The organism is Clostridioides sp. ZZV14-6009, from assembly GCF_020658095.1.
GTDB lineage: Bacteria > Bacillota > Clostridia > Peptostreptococcales > Peptostreptococcaceae > Clostridioides.
In genome coordinates, this window is sequence record NZ_JAGWDG010000035.1 from 1 (window position 1) to 5,530 (window position 5,530).

Below are 5,530 nucleotides of genomic sequence, written 5' to 3' on the forward strand. Positions count from 1 at the left end.
AAGTTAAGCTCTCTAGCGCTGATGGTACTTGGTGGGAAACTGCCTGGGAGAGTAGGACGTAGCCACGTAATTTTTTTATTTGTCGTATTGATTTAAAGTTTAAAATAAAATTCTAGATTAATATAAGAAATAAAATAAAAACCTATTGATATGAAAATCAATAGGTTTTTATTTTATTTAAGTTTTTAATTACGATGTTAAATATATTATATAGATACACAATCTATTAATTATCATCTAATATCTTATATTTAAAAATTGTTTGATTAAAATTATTATGCCATTATCTTAGATACAAATTCTTTTAATTTATCTAATCCATCCAAGAAAGTATTTTCATTACAAGCATAAGATATACGAATATATTTATCCATACCAAATGCTATTCCAGGAACAACTGCTACATTGTATTCTTCTAAAAATTGATTACAAAATTCTATAGAAAAACTATCTTTGTATTTAAACTTTTCAGCTATCTTAGAAAGGTCTATAAAAGCATAAAACGCACCATGTGGATTTACATACTCTACATTTTCGATAGAATCTAATTTAGATGTGATTAAATCTCTTCTAGATTTATATGTTTTAACCATATCATATATATCAGTCGAGCAATCTTTTAAAGCTCCATATGCTATGTATTGTGATGTTAAGCTTGGATGTGATATAAGATGTCCTTGTATAGAGCTCATTGCTTTAGCGATGGCTTTATTAGAAGCAGTATAGCCCAATCTTAATCCAGTCATAGCAGCTGATTTAGAAAAACCATTTACAGTTATAGTTATATCTTTTGCTTCTTCACTTAATGAAGCAACTGATGTGAAATTTCCAGTGTAACAGATTTTTTCATATATTTCATCTGCCAAAATATATATTTTATTCTGTATACATACTTTTACAATTTCAATCAACTCATCTCTTGTATAGACACTACCAGTAGGATTTGAAGGATTATTTATTACAAGAATTTTTGTTTTGCTTGTTATAGATTTTTCAAGTTCTTCTTTTGTTAATTTGAATCCATTTTCTTTTTTAGTGTCAATAAAAACTGGAATAGCATTAACTAATTTAACCATTTCAGGATAACTAACCCAATATGGTTTTGGCAATAACACTTCATCTCCATCATCTGTTAACGCTAGCAAAGTGTTTGTTATAGAATTTTTAGCTCCACTTGATATAACTATTTCATCTATTGAATATCTACAGTTATTTTCTTCCATAAGTTTTTTACAGATTTCTTCTCTAAGTATTTTCAATCCAGGAACTAAATCATATTTAGTACAATCTTTATTTAAAGAGTCAATTCCATAAGATTTTGCAACATTAGGTACATTGAAATCAGGCTCTCCTATACTAAGGTTGATTATTTTAATTCCGTCACTTTCCATTTCTTTAACTTTTGAACTAATACCTATTGTATAGGATGGAGTTATAAAGTTTAGTCTTTTTGATAACATAAAATGCCCCCTTTTAAATTATTATTTATATTATACGACAAATTTGAAAAATGTACATAAGGAAATTTGTAGATATATATATTAATACATATGAAAATAAGTATTTTTTGCCTAAAATTAGTGTAAAAAAAAGAGAAAAAAATTTTGACTTCCAAAGTTGTTACAAACGCTGATGTTCAAAATATCTACATAGTATTTGCAATGATTTGCGTTAGTTTGACTATTATGTACAAATTTGGTAATCTTAATATAGTAATTATTAAGATAATCCCTTTAACTTAGTTGAAGGGGATTTTTTTAGACTTAATATACTACATATAGTGGTATGTAGATTAATAAAATACAATATATAGTAATAGGAGGTTTTTTTAATTGGTTGAGTTTGTAAAAAAGAGAGATGGAAGAGTGATTCCATTTAATGAAGATAGAATAACAAGAGCTATATTTTTAGCAGCAACAAATGTTGCAGAAAGAGAAGGTATTGTACCTGATTATAAGTTATCTGAGCAACTAACTCAAGAAGTAATAAAGTTGCTAAATCATAAATATTCTGAATCAGTTCCAAGTGTTGAAGACATACAAAATTCTGTAGTTAAGGTTCTTATAGAAACAGGTCATGCAAAAACTAGTGAAGAGTACATAGTATATAGAACTGAAAGAAGTAGAATAAGAAATTCAAAAACAAGATTAATGAAGGCAATAGAGGAAATTACTTTTGAGGATGCAGAAGATGCTGATATAAAAAGAGAAAATGCAAATATCAATGGTAATACAGCTATGGGAACAATGTTACAATATGGAAGTACTGTATCCAAAGAATTTTGTAAGACTCATATATTAAAGCCAGAACATTCTTTCGCACATGATAATGGAGATATACATATACATGATATGGACTTTTTAAATATGGGAACATTAACTTGTTGTCAGATAGATGTTAAAAAACTATTTGAGGATGGTTTTTCAACTGGTCACGGTTTCTTAAGAGAACCACAAGATATAATGAGTTATGGAGCTTTAGCTGCAATTGCGATACAAAGTAATCAAAATGATCAACATGGAGGTCAAAGTATACCATTTTTCGATTATGGTTTGTCTGAAGGTGTGTATAAGACATTTAAAAAATTCTACATAGGAAACTTAGCTAAAGCATTAAAATTGTTTAAAGGAATTGAAAATAATGAAGCAATAAAGGACATAGTATATAGAACAGAGAAAGAAACAAATAAAAAAGTTGGTCTTAAAAAAGATGAATTGTATTTAAACTCTGAAAAAGAAAAACTAAGAGAAACATTTAATATTGATGAAGAACTTATAAAGAACATGCAAAACTTTGCATTTGAAGAGTCATATAAAGAAACTGATAAAAAGACATATCAATCTATGGAAGCATTTATACATAACTTAAATACAATGCATTCTAGAGCAGGTGCACAAGTACCATTTTCAAGTGTAAATTTTGGAACAGATATTTCTGAAGAAGGAAGAATGGTAACTAAGAATCTATTATTATCACAAGAAAGAGGTTTAGGTAATGGAGAGACACCAATTTTCCCAATATTGATATTTAAGGTTAAAGAAGGTGTAAATTTAAATCCTGAAGATCCTAATTATGATTTATTTAAGTTATCATGTAGGGTATCAGCTAAAAGATTATTTCCTAACTTTAGCTTTTTAGATGCTCCTTTTAATGCTAAATATTATAAAGCAGGAGATCCAGATACAGAAGCTACATATATGGGTTGTAGAACAAGAGTACTTAGTAATGTATGTGGACCAGAAACAGTTAGTGGCAGAGGAAATATATCTTTTACTACTGTCAATCTTCCAAGATTAGGTATAAAACATGGAATTATAAAAAATGATAAAACTAATTTAGATGAGTTTTTTAAAGAACTAGATGAGAAAATGGACCTAATTATAGAACAATTATTAGAGCGTCTTGAAGTTCAAGGAAATAAAAAAATGAAAAACTTCCCATTTTTAATGGGGCAAGGTGTGTGGAAAGATTCTGATGATTTGGGACCAGAAGATGCATTAAAAGAAGTAATAAAGCAAGGAACATTGACTATTGGGTTTATAGGTTTAGCAGAATGCCTTATTGCTCTTACAGGTAAACATCATGGAGAAAGTAAGGAAGCACAAGAGTTAGGACTAAAAATAGTATCATATATGAGACATAAAATGGATGAAGCTACAGACAAATATAAATTAAATTTCTCTTTAATGGGTACTCCAGCAGAAGGTCTTTCAGGAAGATTTACTAAAATAGACAAAAAAGTATATGGAGAAATTAAAGGTATTACAGATAAAGAGTATTATACTAATTCATTCCATGTTCCGGTTTATTATAATATAAGTGCATATGGCAAAATTGAGATAGAAGCTCCATATCATGAATTTACTAATGCAGGTCATATAACATATGTAGAACTAGATGGAGATCCATCTGATAACTTAGAAGCTTTTGAAACTGTCATAAAAGCAATGAAAGATTTGGGTATAGGATACGGAAGTATAAATCATCCAGTAGATAGAGACCCTATATGTGGTTTCTCAGGAGTAATAGCAAGTAATATATGTCCTGTATGTGGAAGAAATGAAGATGAAAGTGATATTAAATTTGAAAGAATAAGACGAATAACAGGATATTTAGTTGGTACAGTTGACAGATTTAATAATGCAAAAAAAGCTGAAGTTAAAGATAGGGTAAAACATAGATAGTTTTATTTGGAGGAATAAGTTATGAAGATAAGAATGTCATCTACTATAAGTCATGACAGTATAGTTGATGGACCAGGGTTAAGAATGGTAATATGGACTCAAGGATGTGTTCATAATTGTAAAGGATGTCATAATCCTCAAACACATAATTTATGTGGTGGCTTTTATATGGATACAAAAGAAATTATAAATGAGATAAAGTCACTAAAATTACAAAAGGGTATTACACTATCAGGTGGAGAGCCATTTTTACAACCAGAACCATTAGAAGAAATAGCAAAAGAAGCTAAAAAGACTGGATTAGATGTATGGTCCTATACAGGATTTACATTTGAACAACTACTAGATAAAAAAAATAGTGCATATTTCAAAAACTTGAACCTATTAAAGCAGATTGATGTTTTAGTAGACGGAAGATTTATAGATGAAAAAAAAGATATAAGTTTAAAATTTAGAGGTTCATCAAATCAAAGAATAATTGATGTTCAGAAGAGCCTAAAGTATAAAAAAGTGTTTTTAATTGAGCAGTATATGAAAGACGATTTATCTATAGCAGAATAGAACGTAAATAGACGAAGGTAAATATAAAAATATATTTACCTTCGTCTATTTTTATGTAAAAAGTTTTTGTTTAATTATGTGCTATATAAAATGTAATTATATTAGATTAACTGTTATAGTTTTGGTTTTATAATATATTAGTTTGTTTTAATGTATATTCTTTTTAGACAGAGTTTCAAAAATTAAAAATTGTTTAATCGATTCTCGGCTAGGAAACTAAAATATTTAGTTAGATTGTGAGCGTTTTAGTTAATCTACAAATTTATGAAGTAAATATTAAGGTATTGATAAATACTTTAATAAAATTATATGCTTGTGTACTATTATTACTACTAATATTATTATTAATATTTTTGAGATAAAATAATGCTGCTACTAAAGTAAGCATTTTCAACTAAAGTTTTCAAGTTGTAAACATATTTTATCATATAAATAAGCAGACTAATGAGAAATGATTATACATATGGATTTATCTTTATTCAAAAAATAATAAATTATGTAATATGTGGATAAATATGTTTATAATGTGGATAATATTTAATATAATAAGTTAAAGCAATATGAATCAGTTGTTTATAATGTGGATAATATTACAATAGAGAGGTAAAGTGGTAATTTAAAAATAAAAAATGTAAAAAAAGTTGTTGACTCTAAAAGAAAAAGTTGGTATAGTAATACTTGTCCTCAAGAAAAGGGCATAAACATAAAGAACTTTGAAAATTAAACAGTAGGTTAATTTATAAAACAAGAAACAAACCATAAAGCCAGATATTTTGATAACAATA

At 27.5% G+C, this 5,530-nt stretch carries 3 protein-coding genes; 2 read left to right on the forward strand and 1 reads right to left on the reverse strand.

What is annotated here, in order from left to right:
- Nucleotides 1-275: 275 nt before the first annotated feature.
- Nucleotides 276-1,460, reverse strand: coding sequence for a pyridoxal phosphate-dependent aminotransferase (locus KGF36_RS19725; protein WP_227830476.1), 1,185 nt, complete (start codon nt 1,458-1,460; stop codon nt 276-278).
- A 372-nt stretch (nt 1,461-1,832) separates the two neighbouring features.
- Between KGF36_RS19725 and KGF36_RS19730 the strand changes: the two genes are divergently transcribed.
- Both KGF36_RS19730 and nrdG read left to right on the forward strand, forming a co-directional pair.
- Entirely contained in the window at nt 1,833-4,184 is a 2,352-nt protein-coding gene (locus KGF36_RS19730; RefSeq protein WP_227830475.1) for an anaerobic ribonucleoside triphosphate reductase, read from the forward strand.
- A gap of 21 nt (nt 4,185-4,205) precedes the next feature.
- On the forward strand, nt 4,206-4,745 hold the full coding sequence (nrdG, locus tag KGF36_RS19735; protein ID WP_227830474.1) for an anaerobic ribonucleoside-triphosphate reductase activating protein: 540 nt from the start codon (nt 4,206-4,208) through the stop codon (nt 4,743-4,745).
- The last annotated feature ends 785 nt before the right edge of the window (nt 4,746-5,530 follow it).

Coding starts and splice junctions, on each gene's coding strand:
- KGF36_RS19725 (WP_227830476.1), bottom strand. CDS start 1,460: ATGTTATCAAAAAGACTAAACTTTATAACTCCATCCTATACAATAGGT.
- nrdG (WP_227830474.1), top strand. CDS start 4,206: ATGAAGATAAGAATGTCATCTACTATAAGTCATGACAGTATAGTTGAT.